Origin of the sequence: Sutcliffiella cohnii (assembly GCF_002250055.1) — a bacterium.
Classification (GTDB): Bacteria; Bacillota; Bacilli; order Bacillales; family Bacillaceae_I; genus Sutcliffiella; species Sutcliffiella cohnii.
In genome coordinates, this window is sequence record NZ_CP018866.1 from 1,513,133 (window position 1) to 1,538,826 (window position 25,694).

The 25,694-nt window shown below is 34.9% G+C and carries 17 protein-coding genes and 1 pseudogene; 14 read left to right on the plus strand and 4 right to left on the minus strand.

Annotated elements, in window-relative coordinates; genetic code table 11:
- Nucleotides 1-639: 639 nt before the first annotated feature.
- Nucleotides 640-811: pseudogene (locus BC6307_RS24735) on the minus strand (N-6 DNA methylase); the annotation flags it as partial.
- Nucleotides 812-961: 150 nt separating this feature from the next.
- Between BC6307_RS24735 and BC6307_RS07180 the strand changes: the two are divergent.
- The 10 genes from BC6307_RS07180 (at nt 962) to BC6307_RS07235 (ending at nt 18,469) form a co-directional block, all read left to right on the plus strand.
- Nucleotides 962-2,560: a type I restriction-modification system subunit M gene (locus BC6307_RS07180; protein ID WP_066411219.1), complete on the plus strand. Its 1,599-nt coding sequence runs from the start codon at nt 962-964 to the stop codon at nt 2,558-2,560.
- On the plus strand, nt 2,547-3,665 hold the full coding sequence (locus tag BC6307_RS07185) for a restriction endonuclease subunit S (RefSeq protein WP_084380108.1): 1,119 nt from the start codon (nt 2,547-2,549) through the stop codon (nt 3,663-3,665). The genes BC6307_RS07180 and BC6307_RS07185 overlap by 14 nt, the downstream gene beginning before the upstream one ends.
- Before the next feature lie 225 nt (nt 3,666-3,890).
- On the plus strand, nt 3,891-7,055 hold the full coding sequence (locus BC6307_RS07190; protein WP_066411217.1) for a type I restriction endonuclease subunit R: 3,165 nt from the start codon (nt 3,891-3,893) through the stop codon (nt 7,053-7,055).
- Nucleotides 7,056-7,594: 539 nt separating this feature from the next.
- Nucleotides 7,595-9,544: a hypothetical protein gene (locus BC6307_RS07200; protein ID WP_066411212.1), complete on the plus strand. Its 1,950-nt coding sequence runs from the start codon at nt 7,595-7,597 to the stop codon at nt 9,542-9,544.
- Nucleotides 9,534-10,379, plus strand: coding sequence for a hypothetical protein (locus BC6307_RS07205; RefSeq protein ID WP_066411210.1), 846 nt, complete (start codon nt 9,534-9,536; stop codon nt 10,377-10,379). Before BC6307_RS07200 ends, BC6307_RS07205 begins: the two co-directional genes overlap by 11 nt.
- 1 nt (nt 10,380) lies before the next feature.
- Nucleotides 10,381-11,172, plus strand: a complete 792-nt coding sequence (locus BC6307_RS25225; RefSeq protein WP_220096666.1) for a DUF6339 family protein — start codon at nt 10,381-10,383, stop codon at nt 11,170-11,172.
- Entirely contained in the window at nt 11,173-11,955 is a 783-nt protein-coding gene (locus BC6307_RS07220; RefSeq protein WP_066411209.1) for a hypothetical protein, read from the plus strand.
- Nucleotides 11,956-12,084: 129 nt separating this feature from the next.
- Nucleotides 12,085-14,301, plus strand: coding sequence for an AAA family ATPase (locus BC6307_RS07225; protein WP_066411206.1), 2,217 nt, complete (start codon nt 12,085-12,087; stop codon nt 14,299-14,301).
- Nucleotides 14,302-15,597, plus strand: a complete 1,296-nt coding sequence (locus BC6307_RS07230) for a hypothetical protein (RefSeq protein ID WP_157076573.1) — start codon at nt 14,302-14,304, stop codon at nt 15,595-15,597. It begins immediately after the preceding gene.
- Nucleotides 15,598-15,658: 61 nt separating this feature from the next.
- A complete protein-coding gene (locus BC6307_RS07235; RefSeq protein WP_084380106.1) occupies nt 15,659-18,469 on the plus strand; it encodes a DEAD/DEAH box helicase in 2,811 nt (936 codons plus the stop codon).
- A 19-nt stretch (nt 18,470-18,488) separates the two neighbouring features.
- Here the strand turns inward: BC6307_RS07235 and BC6307_RS07240 are convergent, their stop codons facing one another.
- A complete protein-coding gene (locus tag BC6307_RS07240) occupies nt 18,489-18,884 on the minus strand; it encodes a (deoxy)nucleoside triphosphate pyrophosphohydrolase (RefSeq protein WP_066411194.1) in 396 nt (131 codons plus the stop codon).
- A gap of 133 nt (nt 18,885-19,017) precedes the next feature.
- Here BC6307_RS07240 and BC6307_RS07245 point away from each other — a divergent pair, with 133 nt between their 5' ends.
- On the plus strand, nt 19,018-19,896 hold the full coding sequence (locus BC6307_RS07245; RefSeq protein ID WP_066411193.1) for a phosphorothioated DNA-binding restriction endonuclease: 879 nt from the start codon (nt 19,018-19,020) through the stop codon (nt 19,894-19,896).
- Between the two features lie 88 nt (nt 19,897-19,984).
- Entirely contained in the window at nt 19,985-20,311 is a 327-nt protein-coding gene (locus BC6307_RS07250; protein WP_066411191.1) for a nucleoside triphosphate pyrophosphohydrolase, read from the plus strand.
- Nucleotides 20,312-20,752: 441 nt separating this feature from the next.
- Here the strand turns inward: BC6307_RS07250 and BC6307_RS07260 are convergent, their stop codons facing one another.
- Nucleotides 20,753-21,076 carry a helix-turn-helix domain-containing protein gene (locus tag BC6307_RS07260; protein WP_066411180.1) on the minus strand — a complete coding sequence of 108 codons (324 nt, stop codon included), beginning with the start codon at nt 21,074-21,076 and terminating at the stop codon, nt 20,753-20,755.
- A gap of 245 nt (nt 21,077-21,321) precedes the next feature.
- Nucleotides 21,322-21,981 (minus strand): hypothetical protein, encoded by a 660-nt coding sequence (locus BC6307_RS07265; RefSeq protein ID WP_066411179.1) that lies wholly within the window; start codon nt 21,979-21,981, stop codon nt 21,322-21,324.
- A gap of 163 nt (nt 21,982-22,144) precedes the next feature.
- Here BC6307_RS07265 and BC6307_RS07270 point away from each other — a divergent pair, with 163 nt between their 5' ends.
- Nucleotides 22,145-24,658: an AAA family ATPase gene (locus tag BC6307_RS07270; protein WP_066411177.1), complete on the plus strand. Its 2,514-nt coding sequence runs from the start codon at nt 22,145-22,147 to the stop codon at nt 24,656-24,658.
- 1 nt (nt 24,659) lies between these two features.
- Complete coding sequence (locus tag BC6307_RS07275; protein WP_066411174.1) at nt 24,660-25,676, plus strand: McrC family protein; 1,017 nt, start codon at nt 24,660-24,662, stop codon at nt 25,674-25,676.
- The last annotated feature ends 18 nt before the right edge of the window (nt 25,677-25,694 follow it).

Sequence of the window (25,694 nt, forward strand, 5' to 3'; positions counted from 1 at the left end):
CGAGGGGACAGGAATATTGTGCGCACATTCGTTTGCAAAAATGTCAAAAAATGTGTGTACGACTTTCCTGTCCCCATGTCCCTACAACATAGCTACGCATATGATAGGGAGAAAAATAAGTAAGTATGGGTTGTTTAAACTGCTAGAAAAAAGAAGCAAACTAGGATATGAAAAAACCAAGATGATGCACTTACCTCCTAAAACTTCACTTTAAGGAAATGTTCAACTAAAGTAATAGGAGAATAGCAGCGGGTTGCTAAGATTACCATTTATTAATTAAGTAAAAATCTGTATACTTGAAATGAGAGTATTATAGGAAATTAGAATGATATCAGTGAAATTAAAAAAGGTTGATAAAACTTTGGATACGTTCTAGAAGGGTTATTTCCTAAAGATAACCTGCATTTACGTTGGAATCGATGCAAGCAATTAGGATCACCGGAAGAATTGTATGAGGTAGTATCAAAAGAGGTGTTCTTTTATAATAGATCTACATGGAAAGAGTACTCTACTTAGTTTAATACATGAGTGAGGCGTTGTTCTTGATTCATACATTCAATATGTTAGATAAGGTTATCGATGGGGAATTGTTAATATACTACTATTGAAGGACAGCGATACAAATGACGACTTATACGAGTTTCTACGCAGATATTCGCTAGCAGACACAAGGAATCCAGCAGAATACATAGCCGGGTCTATAATTACATCTTCTGGGTTAGGCTTCATGAGTTCCACCGTCATATCTAGTATGTCGTGGAGTTCGGAACTGCCCAATGGTTCCAGATTTTGCAAGTTTATATAGAAGATACCATAGTGAATTAATTTTAATGTAAGGATTAGAACATTTTATAACCAAATGTCCCACTGAATTGATATAGATCGTACGATGCTTCGAGTTCGGGTAATGAACATATGTCTTAAGGTGACTTAAAAAATAAATAATATGGAGGATTTATATATGGCGAAAGCTACGAAAACAAAAGAGGTTACTCTTGAAAGTATATTATGGAATTGTCGTGTTGCCCTGCGTGGAATTGGAAGCACAGAAAAAAATAGAGATGCTGTTATTGGATTAGTATTTTTAAAATTTGCAGGTGATAAATTTGAAAAGCGTCGTGCCGAAATAAAGGAACAGTACGGTGATGTTCCCGCGTTTCTTGAGAAAGTATCGTTTTACAATGCTGTTAATGTGTTCTATGTTAATGAAACTGCACGTTGGTCTTTTATTGTAAAAAATGCTAGTGCAAATGATATTGCTGTTATTATTGATAAAGCTATGGCAGATATCGAGGAAAGCAATACTCCACTAAAAGGGGCATTGCCACAAAATTTATTTGCTACATTAGGAGCAAGTAAGGCATCCATTAAGGCATTGATTGATGAGATTAACAAGATTGATGAACACCGGTTTCATGATGATGATCTTATTGGTCGTGTGTACGAATATTTCTTACAAATTTATGCCGCTGCTGGTACAAAGGAAGATGGAGAATTCTATACACCAGCTTCCGTAGTTAAATTGATGGCAGAAATTATTGAACCTTATAGTGGAGTTGTATATGATCCATGCTGCGGTTCTGGCGGTATGTTTGTACAGTCTCTGAAATTTGTTGACCAACATAATGGTAATAGACAAAAAGTATCGATTATCGGTCAGGAAAGTAAACAGGATACGTGGCGTCTTTGTAAAATGAATCTCGCAATCCGAGGTATTGCTCATAATTTGGGTGATAAGAATGCATCTACATTTACAGAAGATTTACATCAAGATAAAAAAGTAGACTACATCATGGCGAATCCTCCATTTAACCTTAAAGGATGGCGCGGTGAAGATCAGTTGACTGACGATCCACGCTTTAAAGGTTTTGCAAACCCGCCTGTTGCTAATGCAAACTATGCATGGATTCTTCATATGCTTTCCAAACTTGATGTAACAAATGGAATTGCAGGATTCCTTCTTGCTAATGGTGCGCTCAATGCAGATGGAACGGAATATGAAATCCGAAAAGAGCTTTTGGAACGTGATAAAATTGAAGCAATTATTGTTCTGCCTCGTGATATGTTTTATACCACAGATATCTCTGTTACGTTGTGGATTATGAATATGAATAAGAAAGCAAGAACTGTAAATGGTAGACAGCTACGTGATCGTACAAATGAAGTGCTTTTTATGGATCTACGTCAATGGAGTAATAATATCGAAGAAATTGTGATCGATAAAGGAAAGAAAAAGAAGAAGACAGTCTTGGACGATAGCCAAATTGCTGAAATAAAGAAAGTATATAACAATTGGCAAGCAGCAGATACTAGCCTTTATTCCGATGTACCAGAATTCTGTAAGTCTGTTACACTTGAGGGTGAAGGTGGTCTTCGTGCTAAGAACTATTCTCTTGCTCCTAGCAAATATATCGAGTTTATTGATCACGATATTGATATTGATTATGAAAAAGAAATGACTCGCATTCAAGCAGAAATGCGAGAAGTGATGAAAGCAGAGAAAAAATCACAAACCATGCTAGAAGAAGCTTTCAAGGGGATTGGTTATGAAATTGAATAAATTAGGTAATTATATTGAACTTGTAGACATAAGAAATCGAGATAACTTACTAACTAAAGATGCAATCGTTGGAATTTCAACTCAAAAAGAATTTATACCTACAAAGGCAGATTTAGAAGGAGTTAATTTAGTATCGTATAAAATAGTTCCACCTCATTGTTTTGCATTTGTGGCAGATACATCAAGAAGAGGGGATAAAATGTCTTTGGCTTATAATAAGACGAACAATGATTTGTTAGTTTCATCAATTTCTACTATCTTTAAGATATCTAGTACGGAAAAATTACTTTCTGATTATCTATATATTTACTTTAAACGACCAGAATTCGACAGATATGCCAGATTTAACTCTTGGGGTTCAGCAAGGGAGACTTTTTCGTGGGACGATATGTGTGATATTGATATAGACCTCCCATCTCTTCCAATCCAGCAGAAATATGTGGATATCTACAATGCAATGCTTGCAAACCAACAAAGTTATGAACGTGGTCTTGAAGATTTGAAGCTTGTTTGTGATGCTTATATTGAAGATTTACGAAGAAAAATGCCGTGCAAGAGAATTGGAAAGTACATTGAACGCTATGATGTTAGAAATGGTGAAAAAGGTACTCGGAATGTAATGGGAATTAGTATTAATAAAGAGTTTAGGATTCCAACATCTAAAGTTAATCGAAATGCATTAGCAAATTATAAAGTAGTGAAACCACGCCAGATAGCTTTTGTCCAGACAACTCATAACGAAAAAGTTTTTGCTTACGCTTTGAATAATACATCGGAAGATATTGTTGTTTCCTCTGTTAATGAAGTGTTTTCCACTGATGAAACACAGTTGTTGCCTGAATATCTTTCTATGTTTTTTAACCGTACTGAATTTGATAGATATGCTCGTTATCATTCTTGGGGTTCAGCACGAGAGACATTTACATGGAATGATTTAATAGAAGTTGAGATTCCTATCCCAGATATAAAAGTTCAACATGCAATTGCAGATATTTACACTGCATATATAGCTCGCAAAAAAATCAATGAAAAACTAAAAGCACAACTAAAAGATCTGTGCCCAGTTCTAATCAAAGGTTCACTTGAAGAAGCGAAAAAAGTATAAAAGGAGGACGCTAATGAGTTGTTTTACACAACGACATGGTATGAGAGCACCTATGTAGCCTACTTCTATTACATCTGAGATGTATGCACTTCTGTTTAGCTGCTGTAAAAAAAATTATAATCGCTTGGTTGTGGCCTGATATTACTTATAGATTACTTTTTTATTCGTTGTTTATGTTGATTGCCTTGGCTATTCAGTACCTTTATTGAAAAAGGGGGAATTTGTGTGGATTACATCTTTGAAAAAGGGAAATTTACCGAAGAAGAGCTTGAAAAAGCTATTATAACTCTTTTTGAACAGCAGAATTACACCTATATCAACGGTGAGGATATTCACAGAAGATATGAGGATATATTGTTGTTGGATGATCTTAGGGATTTTATTATTAAACGTTATCGATCTGAAAACTTAACAGAAAATGAATTAGAAAAAATTATTAATAGGATTAGTCTGATTCAATCTTCACCTCTGTATATCGGAAACAGAGAGACGTTTTGGCTAGTAACTGAGGGCTTTGATTTAGTACGTGACGATGCTAAAAAGGTTGCTTTGCATGTTGATTTTATTGATTTTGGAGAACCAAGCAATAATATCTTTAAAGTCGTGAATCAATATTCAGTACAAGGTGAACGTTTGCGTCGTCCCGATTTACTTGTTTTTATTAATGGTATTCCAGTTGCCATATGTGAATTTAAATCAGCTATTTCAGAGGATACAACAGTATATGATGCATGGGAACAGATTACTATTCGATACTGTCGTGATGTTCCTAAATTAATGAAGTACTGTTTTTTATCAGTCATTAGTGATGGTGCTAATACAAAAATGGGTAGTATATTTACACCATATGAATATTATTATGCATGGAATAAAGCGAATGATTTAGATAAAGTATCTAATGGTATTAGTTCATTACTAACTATGATAAAAGGTGCATTTGCTAGAGACCGAGTTATACAATTACTAAGGGACTTTGTATTCTATCCTGACGATAGTAAGAAGTATGAAGCTATTGTTTGCCGATACCCCCAGTTTTTTGGGGCGTTAAAAATGCTTGATAATGTTAAGGCTCATTTGCGTCCAGATGGAGATGGTAAAGGTGGTACGTATTTCGGAGCAACTGGTTGTGGCAAAACTTACACCATGCTATTTCTTTCTCGTTTGATTACTCTCCGTGATAGAGATGCCTTTAATAATCCTACTATCGTAATTATTGCTGACCGAGAAGATTTAGATACACAGACTTCGGAACTTTTTGTTACTGCTAAGAAATATCTACATGAATACGATGTGCGAAGTATTGAAACTCGTAAGGATTTAATGGACACATTGAGGGATAAGCCTAGTGGTGGTGTTTACATTACTACTATACAGAAATTCTGTGAGAATACAGGATTATTATCCAATCGTAATAATATTATTTGCATTTCGGATGAAGCGCATAGGACACAGACTGGTGTGGGAGCAAAATTGAAAAAAACTGATAAAGGTGTTTTTACTACCTTTGGTTTTGCTAAATATCTTCGTGATAGCTTCCCCAATGCAACGTATTGTGGATTTACCGGAACGCCTATAGATGAAACAATTGCGGTATTTGGTGACGTAGTTGATAGCTATACTATGAAAGAATCAAGTGATGATGGTATCACTGTTCGTATAGCTTATGAACCAAGACTTGCGCGTGTTATTTTATCTGATGAACAAGCGAAAGAAATACAGAGATATTATAATAAGTGTTCCGAAGAAGGTTCGAATCAGGAACAGATTGAGGAAAGTCAGCGTGCTATGAGCAAAATGACAAAAATCCTTGGCCATCCAGATAGGTTAAAAAGGTTGGCCAATGATATTGTAAAGCATTATGAAGCATTATGTGAAGAAAGGCCGGAAATTGTTCAAAAAGCAATGATTGTATGTGCAGATAGAACGCTTGCGTTTCGTTTGTTGAAGGAAATTCTTGCTGTTAGACCTGATTGGGGCGAAAAGCGAAAAGCAGAAGATGAAAGCGTTCTTAAAGAAGAACAACTTGATAAATTAATTCCTTTACCAAAAATCAATCTTGTTGCTACCCAAGGTGAAAATGATGAAAAAGATCTTTTTGATCTATGTGGTACTAAAGAATATAGAAAAAAACTTGATAAGCAGTTTAAGAATAACGATTCTAATTTTAAAATTGCTATTGTTGTAGATATGTGGATTACAGGTTTTGATGTACCATCTCTCGCTGCAATGTATATTGATAAGCCATTGCAGAAGCATACCCTAGTTCAAACAATTTCCCGTGTTAACCGTGTGTTTGAGGGCAAAGAAAAGGGTATTGTTGTTGATTACATTGGAATTAAAGATGATATGCTGGAAGCAGTGAAAAAATATGGATCACCACAAGAAAGCCCAATTGACGAAATCAAGATTTCTCTATCTGTTTTTCGTAATCATTTATCTCTAATAGATGATTTGTTAACAGGATTTAATGCATCCAATTTTTATTATGGTGAACCATTGGAACGTTTAATGCGTTTAAATATGGCAGCAGAATATGTGCAGACCAGCAAAGAGTTAGAGACACGGTTCATGGGGCTGTCTCGACGCTTGAAAGGAGCTTATGTAATCTGCTTCCCAACAGGCGAACTTACTGATGAAGAAACAGCAAAATCACAGTTCTTTCTTGCTATACGCTCTATCATTTATAAGCAAACGAAAGGTAATGCACCTGATGCCGAAGTTATGAACCGAGTTGTAGAAGAAATGGTGAAAAATGCAATTGCTTGTACGGGTATAGAAAATATCGTTGATGAGAATAAATCAGTAGATTTGTTCAGTGAAGAGTTTATTAAACAGATGAATACAATAAAATTACCAATTTCAAAGTTTAATGCTTTATTGAAGTTACTAAGAAAAGCAATTAATAGTTATGGTCGTACAAATAAAGTTAAAGCAGTTGAGTTTGATGAGCGACTAAAGAAGGTTGTTGAAGCTTATAATAGTAGAGATAAGCTTGTATTCACAAGTGAAGTTGTATCAGAATTTGTTAATGATTTGTCTGAAGAACTTTTGAAGATATTTAAAGATTTACAAACAGACAGAACATCTTTTGAGGGACTAGGTATTACGTATGAAGAAAAAGCATTTTTCGATATTCTTGTTAAGGTACGTGACGACCATGGTTTTCCTTATGCCAATGATAAGTGTCTTGTTCTTGCAAAGAAAATTAAAGATCTTGTTGATGATAAAGCACAATTTGCGGACTGGTCTACTCGTGATGATATAAAGAATCAAATGAATATGGACCTAACTGTTTTACTTTATAAAAATGGTTATCCTCCTGAATGGGACGAAGAAGTGTTTGAGAAAGTTATGGAACAAGCAGAAAACTTCAAAAAATTTGGGGATTAAGGAATAGTTACTATTGACTAATACAATCAATCGTTGTTGTGGTATATAATCAAAATTGTTAATAAAGAGAGTCCTTGCTGGCAATCAATAATCGCATATTCTCTACCAGCAAGAACGACACGACTAAACCCTTTCCTCTACATTTCAAAATAGCTTGAGTTCTTTTGTTAAACAATTAAGGGCGATTTCAACGAAGGCTAGCAAATGATGGGGAAAAATTGAAAAAAAGATGAAACTACTTACCTGTATTAGATATCTGAATCATTTTACTTACACGAATTTTACACACTCTTTTCTAAAAAACTTATTAAAACAACACCTATTAACATATATCGACCCCGACCACCAGTATCACCCAGCAGAGTACCACCAAAGGCACTCTGCTTTTTCTCATCCCAAAACCAATTCCCTCGACAAAAATCCCCCTTCCCGCCCAAATTCCCACAATTATGGTAAAATACTAACATAACTTATCAAACAACTAGTTCCATAATACTAAAATAGAAGTTTATATATCACTATAAACCTGGAGGTCACCCATGAACAAATTCTGGCACTTCCCAGCATCTAAAGGTGGAATGATTAACTCCATTAATAATGCTGGACTTGAAACATTTAGAGGCAATGCACTAGACTCACTAACGCGTGAAATTTGTCAAAATTCCTTAGATGCGGTGAAGGATAGTAGTCAACCGGTGGTGGTTGAGTTTAATAGGTTTGTAGCGGAGATGAATCGTTTTCCGGAACGAGAGCAATTGAAGCAAGTGTTTCTGCAATGTAGAGAGACGTGGAGAGGTCGTAATAAAAAGAGTGAGGATTTTATTGCGAACGCTTTACAGATTATTGACCAAAAGCAAATTAATATGCTAAGAATCAGTGACTTTAATACGAAAGGACTAGAAGGGGCGAAAGAGGGAGAGCTTGGTTCTCCTTGGAGTTCTCTAGTGAAGGAGGCAGGATCTTCTAATAAAGGAGAAAGTTCTGGTGGAAGTTTTGGAATTGGGAAGTCAGCCCCATTCCTAAATTCTAATCTAAGAACATTGTTTTATTCGTCCCTTGATATGACAGGCTATTCCTCTCACATTGGTGTGGCAAATATTATGTCGTTCCTTAAAGAAAATGGACAAACGACGTTAGGAAATGGTTATTTTACATATGACGAAAACTCGTTAGCTATACCGGAACTAATTTCCTTAGACCCAAGTTTCAATAGAGCAGAAACTGGTACAGACATTTATGTAACAGCCTTTGACCCAGTTGAAGAATGGGAACAAGAAATCATTAAATCCGTACTGTATAATTTCTTCATTACGATTCACAATCAAAAACTCGTAGTGAAGATTAATGGATTCGAGATAAACGACCAAAACATTCAATCGTTAATTTTCGATCTAGAAGATAACGAAGAAAACCAACATCTGAAAAACTATTTTCAATTATTAATCTCAGAAAAAGTATTGAAAGTCCCTTATCCAGAAAAGAAATATAAGTACGGTGTTAACTTTGCAGAAGGGGAAGCTAACCTATATTTAATTAACGGTGATGACCTCAACAGACGAGTGCTTATGACGCGTAAAACTGGTATGCGAATCTTTGAACAAAAAGGTATTAGTGGTAGTATTTTGTTTACTGGACTATTAATGATTACGGGCTCCAATATGAATAATATTTTCAAACAGATGGAAAATCCGGCACATAATGAATGGTCTCCAGATCGTTACGAAAAGGATCCGAAGCTTGCGAAGAAAATCTATGCAGACTTACGTAAGTTTATAAGGGATTCCGTGAAAGAATATTTTCAAGAGAAGATAACCGACAGTATGGATGCAGTTGGTTTAAGTGACTTTTTACCAAATAAAAGTTTACTAGATTCAACAGGAATTAATAAAACAGAGTCGTTGAATGCAAAAATAAAACATTTTGTCACGAAAGAAGTAAAAGAAGAGACGAAGAAAAAGAAGAAAGCAAAATCTAAAGGAATAGATATTACGGAAGATTTAGAACAGCAATTAGAAGGAGAATACGGTATTACTCCAACTGGTGACGAAGGTGGAAACGGCACTGGTTCTCATAGTGGTGGAGGAAACGACGGTGCTGGTACTTCTGACCCTGGTGGAATGAACGAATTGGATCCGAATACAACAGGTGATGCTGATAAGCAGCGAGAAAGAAAGCCTAGTAGTAAACCGATTGCGATGTCTCATAAGTACGTCTCTATTGACAAAAACAATGGGAAGTACCGATTTATTATTTCTTCTAACAAAGCGTTACCGAACGGCCGACTTGCATTTAAAGTAATCGGCGAACAAAGTGATTTTGATTTACCAATAGTAAATGCAGCAACAGATGATGGCAATGTAATCGTCGACAAATGCACAGCTAATTCAATTTACTTACAATCTATTCCTGCGAAAAAATCGTTTGTAGTGGACGTAGAAATCGACTATTCCGATTATTGTGTGATGGAGGTGGAGCTGTATGAAGATTAATACGTCATATCCATATCCAGTGTTATATATGAACAATGAGGATTATAAGAAGTCAAGCTATCATACGAACATTTCTGTAAACGAGTCGTTCGGGGAACTCCATATAATCGCGAAATTTTCTCTAGATAATCCAGGAATTAAAAGATTAATAGAGGAAGCAGCAGCTGTTTTTATGATCCATGTAGAGTGTGGTCAAACTAGTTTCCGACAGGCGTACGAAACTAGTAGAGAAACGTTAGAAGTGGCTATTCCAACAAATGCATTACGTGGGAAAATCGCCATTCACTCTTTTATTATTGCGAAAGAGGCGATTACGGATTATACGAATGATCGATTAAGTGATTGGTATACAGGTATCCAAATTTCTTTTGAAAAAGGGAACATCCTCGGAATTGGCGATGCGATTGAAACGACTTTAATTGATGACAATACAGAGTTGTTAAACTTACCTTCTATTATCACTGTATCGAAGCATCAAAAGAATGAGTTTATGGATGTCGAGATTCAGCATGATAACATTACGATTTATTTACCAGAATACGAATACAATCAATATGCGATGAGCGCAAACTCCCTTTTGAAAAATACGATTTTATCGACAGTAATCGTACCAGCGCTTGTATATGTGTTTTCAAAAATAGGGACTGGAACAGAAGACCTAGAGCAATACACTTGGTATCAGGTGATGGAGAAAATTTTTGAAGAAAATAACCTTCGTCTAGAAGATGTCGGATCAGACACGCTATCTCCATTAAAAGCGGCTCAACTTGTATTAAGAAAGCCACTTAAATCTAGCTTTGAAGAAATTGAAAAGCTTGATAGAAAGGAGGTCTAACATGAAACTGAAGTTTATTACAGACGATACTTTAGTGGACTTACGTGGAAACTATGATTCCTACAAAGAACATTACTATAACACGAACCACCAGTGGTTTGATGAGTATTTTCGACAAGAAGAAAGAGTCATTGAGTCAAGCATTCCATTTGAAATACCTACCTTCAACTTGAGTGAAGATTACGCCATTAGTGACCGCGAAAATGTAAAAGTCATCTATGATTCTCTTAAACATTTAACGATTACGCAAGCAACACAAGAAAGATTGTGGGCAGGACTCGCTCATTTACAATTAAGAGATTTCACGTTTTACCGGTTAAAAAAGGACATCGAAGGCAAAAATGACAAACGAATCAACACGTCCATCTTCTTTAAAAACGGCAATAAACGTTCTCTTTTCGTACACATACTAGCTCGTCTTTGGTGGGTAGGCTATATGACATACGACGAAACGAACGAAACGAATCCTTATTGGCTAACAGACTTCTTCTGCAGAAAAGACTTCTCAGCACGTGCAGTCGTCTTTTTCTCTAGCAACTTCACATCAAACCGAAACATCACGAAGGGGATCATCCGAACATTAGTGAAGTTAGAAGAAAGCGGTGTAGCAATTAAACGTGACCACTTTGTACAAGCTAACAAATATTTAAATGTCGTCGGGGGAGCGATGATTTTAGATATGTTAACTACGGAAGAAGTGGAAGAGATGGTTGGGAAGCATTTGGCTAAAAGCTTTGATTTGATAAAATCTAGTAATCTAATAAATACTTATGTATATAAACGGGGTGTCTAAGTGGAAAATACAAATTACTTTGAACTGATTAACAATACATTTTCAACATTAATATTAGATGCAATTCAATATTTTCCGGAGAATGTAAATAAAGTGCATTTTGAATCATCAGGCCTATTGTTTGGGATAAATAATGGGCTACAAACAGAATGTGACTATATCTTTCCTGTTGGAAGTGTTGAAAAGAGAACGAAATCTTCCATTCTTACAAATAAGAAAGTAGACAATGCCTTAAAAGCATCTAGAAAACTATTTTCAACTTCTACATTTGTAGGTACATATCATAGTCATCCGTATAATGAGTATTTTTCTGATTGGTGTTGTCCTAGTAATAGTGATGTATTATATGCATTACAGAATAAATACCCTTATGAAGTTATTATTGCTATAACTAGGAATAATCAGAAATCTCAAGAGTTAAATATAGAATATTTTGAAGGGGACGGTTTAGAATTTACCTATAATAAAAATGAACCTGGAAACTCTTTCCCTAGCAAAACAAATTTAGGATATAAGACAACTTATATTATGGGAGAATTTCAAAGTTATAAGTTTGAAATTCGAGCTTATAAATTTACAGGTGATTCTTTAATTGATGTTGATTTAGAGTCTTCTGAAGCGGAATTATTATCATTATTAAACAATGAATCAATTAAGCTTGATGGGATCGATGAAAAACATACAGCAAGCCTTAGAAAAATGGAATTTAACCTTAGAACAACACAGTCGAATCGTAAAAGTAATCTAGATTATCATATAGCCAAACTTAAGAATATAAAGTGAACATATAGAAGAGTAGGCTAAAGGTCTACTCTTTTTCCATAATAAGGTATAATAATATAGAAGTAGTAAAAAATATGTTGCTGATTAAAGTAATTATACTAGAGGATTTTTTCTGAAAGGATCGGGGATATGGCAATACCAAATAATATTACGGAAGAAGATATTTTAAAAGCAATAGAAGAAATAGATCGGCTAGGAGTAGAGAGTGTAAAACAATCTACTAAGTATGAATTATTGTATAAAGAGAATAGATACCCACCTAAAGAAGTTTTACGTTTTGCTAATGAAATTAGGAATGGGTATGAACTTATTCACTTTGGTGGAGGATATGAATCCAATAATTTTTTAAGTAAAAGAGGTTTTACTATTGTATATAAAGGTACTGATCAACAGGTGACAAAGCATGGAGCAAAAATAAGTAATTTAGAACAGCTAGTTGGAAACTCAAGTGTCTTTACAAATCATAATGATGCGGTTTGGGCGTTTAATTTTATTCATGACATGCTAACAAGGTTGGATGTTAGTGCCCCCGGTGATGAAAGACTGTCCGTTACTTATAGGAAAAATCGAAAGGCTATTCATGTGAATTTTTGCAGTTGGCTTGTTTTAGGTTTCTATTATGACAGAGAAATTGGTACAACAGTCAATTTAACTCTAACCCAAACAGATGAGATCACCAATTTGAATCCAGACCATACTTTTTCTAGAAAAGGAATGGATAGAAAAGTAAGTAGTTATGTTTTTCCTATTAATGATGTGAAGTCATTGTCTTCAACTATAAAGGAAAACTATTTAGAAACTCTATCTTATATAAGAGTTCTATTCAAAAATCATGTGCGTTCTAGTTATCGTGTTTATAACAACGAGCAGTTGGAGGCAGCTATATTTAATCACGACGATAGGGAAGAAATCCTAAACAATGGGATTAATCTACTAAATGTAGAAGGTGAGGAAAAGGTGCGTTACTATTGGCTGACAGCAAATCCATCTATATGGGATGTTAGTCGTATTAAGAACGGGGAAACTGTATTTTACACGGCCTATAATGAAAAAGGAAATAAAAGAAGGGTTTTCAATGCATTCGAATCTGCGCAACCAAAAGATAAGATACTTTTCTATGAGTCGACTCCTCGTAAAGAAATTGTAGCTTTAGGAGAAGTTGTTGAAGGTCTTCATGTTGAAACGGAAGAAGGTTTTCCTGAGCCAGTTGAAGGAGTATCTTTCCGTTACATTCGCGATGTAAAGGCTATAACTTGGTCCCAGATTATTAATGTCGAGGAACTTAAAGATGCTTCACCAGTGAAAAATGGAGCACAAGGAAGTCTTTTTGAACTCACTGAAAATGAATTTGAGGCAATCCTTGCTCTAGAGGAAACTGAATTAATGGAAGAAGAGGAAGAATTACCTCACGTTGATTTTTCTTTGCCAATAGAGATAAAAGGACTACATTTTGAAGATAAGCAGCTAATTATTAAGCAGGTACAAACCGCACTTAGAAATGGGAAAAATATTATATTAACAGGTCCACCGGGAACTGGAAAATCTAAACTGGCAAAGGAAATTTGTCGCAGTTTCGGAGTAGATTTTCAAATGACAACTGCTACATCAGATTGGTCTACATATGAAACAATTGGGGGATATCGTCCAGAAGTTGATGGTACACTTTCTTTTAAGTCTGGTCTTTTTCTATCTTGTTTTAAGAATAAGGTTACACACCAACAAAAAAATAAATGGTTAATTATCGATGAAATGAATCGAGCTGATATTGATAAAGCTTTCGGATCGCTTTTCTCTGCCTTAACAGGTGATGATATAGTACTCCCGTTTAACACGGATAACGGGACACCTATAGTAATACGATCAGAAAGAGAAGAGGAAACGTTCATCAAAAATGATAATGAGTATATCATCCCTAACGATTGGCGTCTAATCGGAACGATGAATACTTTTGATAAAGCCTCCTTATATGAAATGAGCTATGCATTTATGCGTCGTTTTGCCTTTATACCTGTTGGCGTTCCTAAGAACATTACGAACGAATTAGTTTCATCCTACCTTACCTACTGGCATATCGAGACCTATAGATTTCTTGACTCATTAGTACAAACGTGGAAACTTATTAATGAAATTAGACAAATTGGTCCTGCAATTGTTGAGGATTTAGCCAAATTTACGCAAGAAGATGGAGATTTTACATCAGCTATTATTCTTTATGTAATGCCACAGTTTGAGGGGTTAATGGACCATGAAATTATAGATTTTATTAATAAAGTTGGAGAAATCAAAGAAGTTGATCGACAACAGTTAATTACCTTTGCTTTTGACTTTTTTCAAATAAAGGAGTAGATGATGAAAAGAACGGAATTAGTTGAGGAGGTAAGTGATTATTTAATTACCTATTTAAAAGCAGGCAGAGTTGGCATTAATTCGTTTATTAAAAAAGCGGAATTAAATGTCTCTCAGTTGGATGAATTATTAATGATTCACTTTTTGCTAAAACCCGAAGTGAAACAGTTCGTTCGAGGACTACCTATACTTCTTCGGAGATTTAAAACGTCTACTACAGAAGAAAATATAACTTTTCAGGGGGAAGTTCGAGGAAGTATTAATTGGGAAAAAACGATAACAGAACGTATTAAGATAAATCATAGGGATAGAACAATTTTTTTATGTAATGAATCAGTAAAAAACTACAATATAGTAGAAAACATTGTGTTGAAAGAGTTGATCTGTACAATATATACAGTGTTATACCAGAAGATAGATACATCAAATCTGGAGAAGCATAGCTATTTTAAAGAGTGGAGAGAATTAAAGTTTATTGTAAGTGAAGTCTATCGTAAAAATGTCTATTTATTAAAAGTCGATGAAGGTAAAGTAACGACGAGAATGATACAGAAAGCAATGACACATAGAAATTCTTTATATCGTAAGGCAGCGAAGCTATTACTTGATTATAGAGAAATAATGAAAGCAAGGTATGATAGGGAAGTATTACAATCACTTTTAATGGAAACTTTTATTTTTCCAGAAAAGGAAGAGGTTTTGTTTGAACTATACTGGACAATCCAAATTATTAAGGCAAGCGCAAAAAATGCTCAACTACATCTCATAAATGGAAAAAATAACTTAGTTGCAAGTTGGGAAACCGATGAATATGTATATCAAATTTATCATGATTCTGCTGGTTCACCCAACATAACATTTAATATTTCAACAGAAGAGATATCCGCTGTGGAACACCCTTTCATTGAAAAAAAAATAGCAGCAATGGGGACAGCCCTTCAACTCGCTAAACAGAGCCTGGGCCGAGGATTTGATTCTACTACTTTTTGGCGTGGGAGGCCGGATATCATCGTTGAGAAATATTCTAAGTTAACCGGTCAGCTACATAAAGTTATTATCGGAGAGGTAAAAGATACAAAAAAAGCTGATTATGCTATTACTGGATTAAGAGAACTAGTCGAGTATATGGAATTAATAAAAGGAAGAGATGGACAATATCTTAAGGATAGAAATACTGGAATTGTAGAAGGGATGCTCTTTTTAGGAGATATAGTAGTAAAAGATACAATGGTAGACCATATAAAGATATTTACCTTATCTAATAGCAATGGACAAAAGTTGAATATAAGTGTTTAAGAGAAATAATAGATAAAAAAGAACAAATATTAAAGCAAAGTGGAGAAAAAGGAGTTTTAACATGGATAACGATAAGAGATTGATTGTCAATTCCGATAGCGGCAACTTACTCAACGAGTTAATTAGCTCTTTAAAGGAATGTAAAAGCTTTTACTTTAGTGTTGCCTTTATTAACTTTAGTGGTTTGCAGCTTTTGTTAGATCCGCTAAAGGAAGCTGGTGAAAGAGGAGTAAAAGGAAAAGTAATAACTTCTACGTACCTAAATTTTACAGAAGTGAAGGCATTAGAGAAGATAAAGGAATTCTCTAACATTGACCTTAAAGTATTTAATGCAGTTACAGAAAAAGGTTTTCATACAAAGGTCTATATATTTGAATATGAAAATGAATACAAAGTAATTATAGGTTCCGCTAACATTACTCAAAGTGCATTGAAAAGTAATATTGAGTGGAATGTGGAAGTTGTTTCAAAGGAAGCCTCTGAGTTCGTTAAAGAGGTGGTTAAGGAGTACAATCATCTCTGGGATATAAGTGAAGAAGCGAGTGAAGAGTTTTTACAAGAATATGAGAGCTTTTTATTAAGTGTAAAGAATCATTCTTTCACTGCGCAAAAAGTGTTTGAAAGAGGAACATATATTACACCAAACCGAATGCAAAAGCGAGCTATTGAAAGCTTAGATAGACTAAGAGCTTACGGTGAAAATAGAGCATTAGTTATAGCGGCAACCGGTACTGGAAAGACGTATATGTCAGCTTTTGATGTAAAATCGTTTAAACCGAAAAGACTATTATTCATTGTTCATCGAGAGGAAATTTTAAAGAAAGCAAAAGAAACGTTCGAAACTCTATTACCTAATGAAAAAGTAACATTCGGTTTATTAACTGGAAATTCTAAGGACAAGCGTGCGGATTATATTTTTTCGACAATCCAAACAATTTCAAGGTGTTACAATGAATTTAGAAGGGATGAGTTTGATTACATCATTTATGATGAGGCTCACCATGCGACAAGTCCTTCCTACCAAACTGTTATGGACTACTTTACTCCGAAGTTCACTTTAGGTATGACTGCAACACCTGAGCGCAGTGATAGCATGAATGTCTTTGATTTGTTTGATAACAATGTGGCTATAGAAGTTAGGTTGCATGAAGCGTTGGAGGACGAATTAATTATCCCTTTCCACTATTTTGGAATTACGGATATTGAAGGGATCGACCTTAGTGATGTGGATATAGATAATGTTGCGGAAATTACTAAGCGATTAAAAGTAAATGAACGTGTTGATTTCATCATAGAGAAAATGGACTTTTACGGACACGATGGTCAAAAACGAAAGTGTTTAGGCTTTTGTGCCAGTATAGAACATGCTGAATTTATGGCGGATGAATTTAATAAAAGAGGCTACAAAAGTATTTGTTTACACGGTGGTCACTCAGTTGAACAGAGATCTCACTTTATTCAGAGGCTGGAAGATGACGAAGATGAACTGGAAGTAATCTTTTCGGTGGATATTTTTAACGAAGGTGTAGACATACCATCTGTGAACTCTGTACTTATGCTAAGACCAACTAATTCTCCGATTGTATTTATTCAGCAGCTTGGAAGGGGATTACGTAAACATGGAAGTAAAGAGTTTCTAACTGTCCTAGACTTTATAGGGAACCATAGTAAAGTATTTCTTATTGCCATTGCTCTTAATGGGAGTAGATATTATGACAAGGAAAGCTTAAAGGTAGCAATCTCTACTGGTTTTGCAAATATACCAGGTGCTACTCATATTCAAATGGATGAGATTTCTAAAGAGCGAATACTTGAACAAATAGATAGGGAAAACTTCAACTCAATGAAATATTTAAGAGAAGAGTATTTTGAGTTTAAGAAGTTGAACCAAGGGAGAATTCCATATTACTTACTCGATTATTTAAAGTTTGATGGTGCACCAGATCCAATTAAATTTATTGATAAAGAAAGATCATATTTGCAGTTTGTTGCCAAAGTAGAGAAGGATGATAAGTTAAAAGGGCTACTGCTGGACGAGCAGTTCGAAAGTGCACTCAAAGAACTTTCTAGTAAATTACCTATCAAGCGTATTTACGAATTTGTTATCTTAAAATTCCTCTTAAGTCATGAAAGAATTACCTTGGCAGAGGCTAAAAACGAAATATTGAAGCATGTAAATGATGTTGACGATGATAGTGTAAAACATGCATTTGAAGTGTTAAATCAAGATTATTATGATAGTGGTCAAATTAGGACTAAGTTAAAATTAATTTCTTTTATGGGAGATCACGCTTTTAAGACCAAAGAGTTTAATCGGGTTTTAAGTAACGATGACTTCTATAAGTATATAAAGGATGTAATCGATTACGGGATTTTCCGTTATGAAAAAGAATATAAGTCCGGTAATTACGGAGTGCCACATCTAAAGCTGTATGAACAGTATACTATGATGGATCCTGCTCTATTGTCTAACTATCGTAAAACTCATAGCTCCTTTAGAGGATCAGGCCTCTTAGCGAATGATAAGGAGTACTTCTTATTCATAGACCTTCATAAAGAGGAAGATATAAAAGAGAGTATCAACTACAAGGATAAGTTTATTGATCGAAACACTTTTCAATGGCAATCTCAGAACAGTACAGCACAAAGTTCGGACAGAGGAAAGAACATAATCTTTAATAAGGATAGAGGAATTAATCTTCATTTATTTGTTCGAAAGTATCGAGAAATAGATGGAAAAACGGAGCCGTTTATTTATATCGGTAAAGGCAATACAATTGAGTATGAAGGAGAAAAACCTATTACAGTAATTTTACAGTTAGAAAACGAAGTTCCTGCAAACCTATATGTAGAATTCACTAAAAAAGTATAGTCTTCTCATTATGAGAAGACTATTTTTCATTAACTAATAACTCGACTGCCGGTATATCAGCCGGTGCCCAAACTAACGAAGGTAAGTTCTCTTTCTTTAACCATATAAGCTTAGAGTGCTCCGTCGGGACTGGTGTGCCTTCCACAACTTTTGCTTTAATAGCGATTAAATTAATAATAAAAGTTTCATACTCATGCGTATGGTCATTATGTAAGTCGTAAGTTTCAATCGTACAATGCAGTTCCTCTTGAATTTCTCTTTTTAAAGCAGTATATATGTCCTCATCTTTTTCTACTTTACCACCTGGGAACTCCCATAAGTTTGGTAGAGCCATTTGTGGGGATCTTAAAGCACAAAGAACTTCTCCTAGTTCGTTTTCAATTACAGCCGCAACTACTTTTACTTTCTTTTTCATATGATTCTCCTATCTATCTCTAAATTCTCCTATTAATAATAACATTTATATTGAGTATTTTTAAATAATGTTTATTTCCTTCCATTTTTCTCCTATAATTAAAATTACAATTTAGCTTAACCAGGGGGAAATCATGAACCTAAATGATCTTACGGAAACATTCCAAAATTTAACGATATGGAAAAAGGGGAGTCAAAGAGCTCCGCATAAACCGTTATTAATTTTGTACGCGATGGGGCAATTACAAAAAAGTACTTCGAGGTTCCTGAAATATGAACAAGTTAGTAAAGATTTAAAGCAACTTCTAGTAGACTTTGGTCCACTTCGTAAAAGTTATCATCCAGAAGAGCCGTTTGTACGTCTTACTAGAGATGGTATATGGGAACTTAGTAAAGAAGTCAATTTATCCAACCCGAACAATCGGAACCTTTTAAATGAAGAAGTTTCAGGTGGATTTACTTTGGAGGTGTTTAACTTCCTATCGAAAAATAAGGAGCATATCCCAAACTTGGCGCAGATCATATTAGATCAACACTTTCCGAGTAGTATCCACGAGGATATTTTAGCAGCTGTAGGTTTAGACTTAGACTTTACATCTAGTAAGCGAAGAAAAAGAGATTCAAAATTCCGTGAGAGAATACTTCGAGCATATGGCTATAGTTGTGCCGTTTGTGGTTTTAATGTTAGGTTAGCCCATACATTAGTGGGGGTGGAGGCAGCTCATATTAAATGGCATCAAGCTGGTGGACCCGATGTCGAAGAAAATGGTATTGCATTATGTTCGCTACATCATAAACTTTTTGACCGCGGTGTATTTACTATTAATAATGAAAGAAGAATGATAGTTTCCCAAGATGCACATGGGAGCCAAGGGTTTGAAGAGTGGTTGATGAGATTTCATGGCAATGAGATAGGTGAACCAATTGAAACTATCTACCAGCCTAGTCAATCCTACATACATTGGCATGTGAAAGAAGTTTTTAAAGGACCGGAAAGGTATATTATAAATTAGTTTATCAGTTATCATATCTTATTTATTGAATTTTAGCCATAAATACAGTGTGTTTTTATTTTACACATTTAATATAGGAGTGCTAATAATGCCTACATACAACAAACTAGTCCGAGATAAAATCCCTGCCATCATTGAACAGTCAGGTAAAAAATATACAACTAGCATTCTTTCCGATGAAGAATACATAACCGAACTAAAGAAGAAAAGTCTCGAAGAGCTTGAAGAATATATGAACACGGAGAATAATGAGGATGCTTTAGAGGAACTAGCTGATATTCTAGAAATCATCCATGCTCTAGCAGGTTATCATGGGTCTTCTATCGACGAAGTGGAACGAATTCGAAAAGAAAAAGCATCTAAGCGCGGAGGATTCCAAAAGAAGATTTTTTTAGTTCGGGTAGAAGATAACTAAAGTAAAATTAATAGAAAGAAAAAGGACCACAACTGGTCCTTTTTATCTAAAAAATCCATTTAAGAAGGTTTATATTTATATAAAATGAAAGAGGAAAAAATGCAAAAATTTTAATGAACAATTTTAAAATAATAAACTTTTATGTTAATGCCTTCGAATCAACCAATATATCCTATTTCTAACTGCTACAAACTATTAAACTCACTCAACCTTATTTCTTCTTCTAAAAATAGATCAAGAACACATTGATAGAAAACCTTTTCGGCCTCTTCCTTCGTTTCGCCTTCTATGATTTTAATGTTACTGTCTCCTATGCCTATCAAAACAATTTCCAGCAACTCTTCTAGTGAAGTATCTGTATGAACCTTTTTTCCGTTCTTAATACATACTCCCAAAATTCGTGTATTTTTTCTTCAGAAAAATATTTGGAATAGTGTCAAGCTAAGATATTCCAGCTTCGTCATCCTCCTTTGAGATAGAAGTGTAATTGGAATCTGGTTGAATGACAAGTAAATTCCGTGACTGCGCGCCATTTTCTTTATATGTTGGAACTCTTTTAATGACATTCAATTCAATAAGTTGATTGAGAGCTCGTCCTACTTGTCTTTCTGAAATTTTTGCTTCTGTAGCAATTTTTTCTACCGTACAGTGGCATACACCGTAAACTTCTCCAGCATTTCTCCAAATACACTTTAAAACCTTTTCCGTACTTGGTAAAAACGTGTACTTATGTTTGTATAAGTACCCCCTTACCGTTTGATCCAACTCTGTAATGGATGAGAATGTTTGAAACTTCTTTACTGTTTCCTCGTTATCAATTAATATGTTTAATCCCTCCTTTCTTAATGTGCCTTCACTATCTATATAAAGCGGAGGACAAAAAAAGTAGCGTGATCAAATTAATAAATATAGATTCATAAACATTTAAAAATGCTATCGCTATGAAAAGGTTTGATGATCATAAAACGAGAAGAGCTATACGTTTTACTCGTATAGCTCTATCACTATTATTATAGGCGATTAAATTCTACTAACTTTTTTTCTTCTGCGTGAAATAGCTTTTCAACATTTTGATAAAAAAGCTTTTCTCTGACTTCTGCTGGTACTCCACTTATTAAAGCGGTACTATCAATCAAGGCTGAAATAACTTCATCTAGTAACTCTCCTAAAGGAATATCTGTTTCACTGTTTTTTTCCAATTCTAATACGTGTGCCCATAATTGGTGCACTTTCTCTTCAGAAAAATAGGAGGTTCCAAAATCTATAAAATCCTTCGGGATGCTTTCTAAAGAAGATAATCCAATCATTTCCTCCTCTTTAGAAAACTTTGTGTAATCCATATCTGGCTGAATGACAAGTAAAATTCGTCTCTTTCCTACATCTCTAGGAGTTAGAATACTTTCTATGATATTTAGTCTAATAAGCTGATTGATAGCTCTATCTACTTGATTTCTAGAAAGTTTTACTTCTGTTTCGATTTTGTCTAACGTGTAGTCACACACACCGTAAACATCCCCAGCATTTCTCCAAATACACTTTAAAACCTTTTCTGTACTTGGTAAAAACGTATACTTATGTCTGAATAAGTACCCCCTTACCGTTTGATCCAGCTTCGTGATGGATGAGAATGTTTGAAACTCCTTTACTGCTTCCTTGTTTACAATTGTCATTTGTAATTCCTCCTTTTTTATTGTGCCTTCACCCTCTATATAAAGCGGAGGACAAGAAAAGTAGCATCATAGAGAAAAATTTTTAAAAAGTTTTTTTAAAAACAATAAAATTCCAATAAATGCTATAATAATGGGGTGAATTACTTCTATAATGGAGGTCAAAATGGAAAGTTATGAATCAATTCTACTAAAAGATAATTATTTAAACATCGCATATAAAAGATACTTAGCATATAAAGAGACGGAACAATATAATGGTGGAAATAAGATAGAAATATTATCGAATTTGAATGAGTATTTACGAGAGAAAGAGATTAATCCAGATACGGTCGTTTATATCGTGAAAAGACTACAAAAAGCCAACACGGCTTCCGAATTCTTTGTTCATGAGAGCAAAACAGCTGATTTAGTCGAGTTTGCCGAAAATAGCCCAGAGGAAGTTGCCCTTCTATTAAAGGAGCTTTATCAGTTTGGCGGATCGATAGGGGAAACAATCAATCAGTTCATACGTAAAGGTAAAGACTTTAAAAGCAGTATTTCTTTTGATGCATCGTTGTTCGGATACTTATTAGCTGCTAAAGAGTACGCCTTATACCCGCTCTATGAAGAGGCTGTATTTAGTTTTATAAAAAATACTTATGGCCTAGCAAGTAAGTCTGGAACGGTTGGGAATAATTACTTAATGTATTTAAATGTGTGTACGTTCGTATTAAAACATTTTCAAAAAACTCAATCGGATTTAACGATGTTAGATGTTCAAGATTTTTTCTTATGTCATTCACAATCTAACAAAATTATTGTGGAAACGTCTGTGGAATATTTACATACCCTGGCTGTAAAGCTAGCCCATTATAAAAAAGATCCAGATGCCATGTTGCGAGATATATCAGAAATAGAGAGTGAGACGTTAAAAGGCTTACGGGAACAATACCGTAATGATGAAAAAGTGAACTTAATTAAGTTTAAAGTGTTAGATAGAATATTAGAGAAAAATTTCATTAGAATAGAAGACTTGGAACAAATCAAGGAAGAAGTGAAGGTGAAATATGAAACGAATATTTTGCAATCGTGGAATAACTTTACGATTTTGTTCCAAATTTATTATGCTGATAAAAAGCTAAAAGTACGCGAAGAACAAAGAAAAATTCATCAGGCAATACGAGAAATAATAGAGTTCAGAGAGCTTACCCTCTGGAAAGATAAAGTATTGAACGGATTCAATTGGAATCAAAACTTTGGTGGATCGAGATGCTGGCTTGCTGTGTTTGAGGAAAAGTATGAAAGTCACCGTTTGGCTCCGCAGTTTTTCCTAGCAGTATCAGAAAATGGAGTAGAATATGGGTTAGATTATGGCGATCAGCACGATAAAAAGGGAATGAATGACCTTGTTGTAGAAACTGGTATCGACGCCTTTCTATATGAAGAATTTTATCGAAAAATGGTTAGTGTTTTAGAGGAAATGAAGGAAGAAACTTATTTAATTGATATATCAGAGGAAACATGGATTAGGTTACTACAAGACGAGACAATCTTCAAAGAAACGGATAAGGAATATTTATTAAAAATGTATGAGCTTGGTGGGGAGGCGACAGCTACTCAGCTAGCAAAAGCGTTAGGGAAACATTATTCTTCCTTTAACCAGCCGGTCGTACAATTGGCTAAAAGGATATTAAAAGATACAGGAAGAGAAGCAACAATAAGTGATGATGGGAAAGCAAAATATTGGCCAGTGTTATTTGATGGCGAATATACAGATAATGAGCATTTCCTTTGGAGATTAAAGCCTAACTTGGAAAAAGCGATTGGAGCTATTGCTGGTCCAACCGTTAAGGAAAACTATACGAAGGAGGATTTCTTTTCCGAAGTATTCATGGACGAGCAACAATATGAAACGATGGTTAATCTACTCCGTTATAAGAAAAATATAATTCTACAAGGACCACCAGGTGTTGGAAAAACATTCGTATCAAAACGGCTTGCGTACTCCTTAATGGGGGAGAAGGATGATACTCGTGTGGAAATGGTACAGTTTCATCAAAACTATTCGTACGAAGATTTTGTCATGGGCTATCGTCCGAAAGAAAACGGTTTTACTTTAAAGTACGGCATCTTTTACGAGTTTTGTAAAAAGGCAATTGAAAATGAAGAAAAAGATTACTACTTTATCATTGATGAAATAAACCGAGGAAACTTATCGAAAATTTTCGGTGAGTTACTAATGCTTATCGAACAAGATAAGCGGGATGATTTTGTTTCCATGAGCTATAATGGCGAGAAGTTTACCGTTCCTAGCAATGTGTACATTATTGGAACGATGAATACAGCTGATCGCTCGCTTGCACAATTGGAAGTAGCGTTACGAAGACGTTTTGCTTTTGTGTCGATAACACCGAACTTTAATGCGAAGTGGCGAGAGTTTTTGGAAGGTTCAGGTGTTTCTACTCACATGCTAGACCGAATTCAATATGCAGTGGATAAATGGAACACCGTAATCGCCAATGACTATCAACTTGGACAAGGCTATGCGATTGGACATTCCTTTTTCACGAAGAAACCAGACTATTTAACGGAAGAAATCTGGTTTGAAAACATCATCCAATTTGAAATCACTCCTTTGTTAGAAGAGTATTTTTACGATCGACCCGAAGTAGTAAAAGAATTAATCGAGGGAATGTAAGATGGAGTTTAAAGTTCCCATTCGTAATTTGTTTTGTATACTTAGCTATGTTCATGAAATTCCCGAACTAGTAAAAAGTCTTAACGAAGTCGATGAAGATATTATTACGTATGATTTTATCGCCAACGAGTTTTTGAAAGAAGTAGATCGTATCTCACATCGTGGGTTAGTAAAAAGCTACGTTACCCATGTAGAGCCAACTGGTCGGTTAGGTGGCAGATTGTTGCTTAATGAAAGTATTCCTTATTTTATTGCTAGAAAGCCGTTAGTAGTTTGTGAAAAAGATGAGTACTCAGCCAATGTACTTGAAAATCAACTATTGAAGGCAACACTAAAAGCTATTTCTTATAACAAGTATGTGAAGGAAGAGACGCGGAAACGAAGCTTTATGATGTTAGACCTATTCCCGGAAGTTGATGTCCTGCCACTCACAAAAGGAATTTTTAATAGGGTGCACTTTTCGAAACATAACGCCTATTATAAACGGAGCATACACATTGCGAAAATCCTCCACGAACTAACCTTGTTGTCTCATAAACAAGGGGATTGGAGCTTGTTTAAGGCGGAGTTAGATGAAAAAGCACTCAACCATCTCTTTGAAAAGTTTTTGTTTCACTTTTACCGTATGGAACAGAACGAATACAAAGTGTCATCGGAGCGCTTCTCTTGGAACCTACAAGGAAATGAAGCGTTGCTGCCAAGTATGGTAACCGATGTATCCTTAACACATAAAAACGGCAGAGAAAAAATAATTATCGATGCGAAGTTTTACAAACATATATTCCAAGAACATTTCGGTAAACAAACATTCCATAGCCATAACATGTACCAACTATTTACTTACCTCATGCACCAACCGCAGGAACTGGATGTAAGGGGCGTTTTGATTTACCCGTTCAATGGCAGGGATGTTCAAGAGTCGTTCGTTTGGGATGAACGAATGAAAATAGAAGTGTTGACCTTGAATTTGAATCTGCCTTGGAGAGAGATATATGATAGGGTGATACAGGTTCTATAAAATTACCCCACAGTTAAC